Origin of the sequence: Streptomyces sp. WAC06614, assembly GCF_003949795.1 — a bacterium.
Classification (GTDB): Bacteria; Actinomycetota; Actinomycetes; order Streptomycetales; family Streptomycetaceae; genus Streptomyces.
This window is the reverse complement of record NZ_RPRY01000623.1, coordinates 1-1816: the sequence shown is the minus strand read 5'-3', so window position 1 is coordinate 1816 and position 1816 is coordinate 1. Positions and strand designations below refer to the sequence as shown.

Here is a 1816-nt window from a genome sequence, read left to right as displayed (position 1 = left end):
GTGCTTCCGGGGCGGCTGGCGGGGCCTCCGCTGCGGGGTCGTCCGCGCCGGCCGCCCCTGCGTCGGGCGCCCCTGCGTCGGGTGCCTCTGCGTCGGGCGCCCCTGCGCCGGCCGCCCCTGGATCGGGCGCCCCTGCGCCGGCGTCGGGCTCCGAGGGCGCGCAGCGCCCGGCCCTGGACCCGTCCCGGCCGGCGACCCCGTACCCGTGGCGGAAGACCCCGCGGCCGGAGGCCACGACCTGACGGGACGGGCGCCTCGCGGTGCCCGACCCGGCCCATGGCGGCGCCGTGGCGCCCGCGGGGGCACGTAGCGGCGGTCCGGGCGGAGCCCGGTTCCGGGGAGGGGCGGGGTGGGGGAGAGGCCCCGCGCAGCGGCGCACGCCATGGCCTGGGCTGCCGGACCGGCCCCGCTGGCGGTACTCTCCGCCTCATGTCCCGCCATGTCGCGATCGTCACCGATTCCACGGCCTACCTGCCCCACCCAGCAATGGCGCGGCACGGCATCACCTCCGTCCCCCTGACCGTGGTCCTCGGCGACGAAGCCCTCGAAGAGGGCACCGAGATCTCCGCCAGGAGCCTCGCCCTGGCCCTCCAGAAGCGCCGCCCGGTCACCACCTCCCGCCCCGGCCCGGAGGACTTCGTCCGGGCCTACCAGGCGGCCGCGGACGCCGGTGCGACCGGCATCGTCAGCCTCCACCTCTCCGCCGAGTTCTCCGGCACCTACGACGCCGCCGTCCTGGCGGCCCGCACCGCCGCCGTCCCGGTCCGCGTCGTCGACACGGGCATGGTCGCCATGGCCCTCGGCTTCTGCGCCTTGGCCGCCGCCGAGACCGCCGAGGCCGGTGGCACGCTCGACGAAGCCGTGGCGGCGGCCGAGAAGCGGGCCGCGGGCATGTCCGCGTACTTCTACGTCGACACCCTCGACTACCTCCGCCGCGGCGGCCGCATCGGCGCCGCCCAGGCCCTCCTCGGCTCCGCGCTCGCGGTCAAGCCCCTGCTGACCCTCGACGGTGGCCGCATCGAGATGCTGGAGAAGGTACGGACGGCGTCCAAGGCCATCGCCCGCCTTGAGGAACTCGCCGTCGAACGGGCCGGTGCCGCCGACGTCGACGTCGCCGTGCACCACCTCGCGGCCCCCGACCGCGCGGACAAGCTTGCGGAACGCCTCCGCGAACGCATCCCCGGGCTGCGGGAGCTGCACGTCAGCGAGGTCGGTGCGGTGATCGGCGCACACACGGGCCCGGGCCTGTTGGCGGCAGTGATCTCCCCGCGGTAGACCCCGAGGACTGACGCGACTGTCCACAAGTGCCGGGATATCCACAGGAATCCGCTGTTCCGAACGGATGTCGTCGGGTTCTCCTACCGTCGTCGCCATGACGACTCAAGACCTCAGCACCCACAGCCCGACCACACCCACCTCGCCCGCCCCCACCACGGGGGCGACCACAGGCACGACCACAGGCGCGACGACGACGAACACGACCAGGGGCGCGCCCCCCGGCGCCACCAGCGGCCCCGGCCGTCCACCGGCCTCGGACGGCCGTACCCGGCACCGCCGCACCCGCCTCCGCGCCCGCTACGGAGCCCGCGGGAGCCGCGCCCGGCGTGCCGACCTCAGCGAGGCCACGCTCCGCCGGGCCCAGGCCCTCCTGGCGGACCACGCCCCGGACCAGGCGGTCGCCACCGCAGCCGGCCTCGGCCGCGCCACGGCCCAGCTGCCCGCGGCGGGCGTCGGCCGCGCCACGGCCCAGCTGCCCGCGGCGGGCGCGGGCCGGGCCCAGGCCCCGGTGCCCGCCCCCGGCACCGGGGCCTGGGCC

General features: G+C 77.4%; 1 protein-coding gene and 1 pseudogene. Both read left to right on the top strand.

Going from position 1 to position 1816, the window contains the following annotated elements:
• The first annotated feature begins 429 nt into the window (after positions 1-429).
• Positions 430-1275: a DegV family protein gene (locus EF918_RS35380; protein ID WP_125652935.1), complete on the top strand. Its 846-nt coding sequence runs from the start codon at positions 430-432 to the stop codon at positions 1273-1275.
• A 97-nt stretch (positions 1276-1372) separates the two neighbouring features.
• Positions 1373-1816, top strand: a pseudogene (locus EF918_RS35375) (hypothetical protein); the annotation flags it as partial.

Excerpts from the sequence above, each read along its gene's own strand:
- EF918_RS35380 (WP_125652935.1), top strand. The coding sequence starts at position 430 with ATGTCCCGCCATGTCGCGATCGTCACCGATTCCACGGCCTACCTGCCC.